The organism is Flavobacterium sp. ABG (assembly GCF_001027725.1).
Classification (GTDB): domain Bacteria; phylum Bacteroidota; class Bacteroidia; order Flavobacteriales; family Flavobacteriaceae; genus Flavobacterium; species Flavobacterium cupriresistens.
Window position 1 is genome coordinate 1 of sequence record NZ_LEKS01000078.1, and the last position, 436, is coordinate 436.

Annotated in this window: 1 protein-coding gene; it reads left to right on the plus strand. The window is 34.9% G+C overall.

The window, feature by feature from the left end; translation table 11 throughout:
- Positions 1–335 (plus strand): hypothetical protein (locus tag AB674_RS21750; RefSeq protein WP_117610372.1); only part of this gene is annotated, 335 nt, incomplete at its 5' end.
- Positions 336–436: the final 101 nt, after the last annotated feature.

Sequence of the window (436 nt, forward strand, 5' to 3'; positions counted from 1 at the left end):
TAGAATGTGGAGAAAAGATTGTAGGCCGCGAAGACAAAAAGTTTTGCAGCGACGGTTGTCGTAATGCTTACAATAACAAAATAAACAAAGACAGCACCAATTTTATGCGCAACATCAACAATAAGTTGCGCAAGAATTACCGCATTCTATCCGAACTCAACACCGAAGGAAAATCAAAAACCACTCGGGCGAAACTCCTCAGCAAAGGTTTTGATTTTGAGTTTTTTACCAATATTTTACAAACTAAAACAGGGAATACCTACTATTTTCTGTACGACCAAGGCTATATGCTTTTGGACAATGATTTTTATATGTTAGTCAAAAAAGATATTTAATACCACAACCCCAATCTACTTCCTAATCATGAAAAAAGATTATTCCTCCATTTTTGCCAGTTTATTTATCCTAGTCATTCTGGGATTGATTTACTTTACAA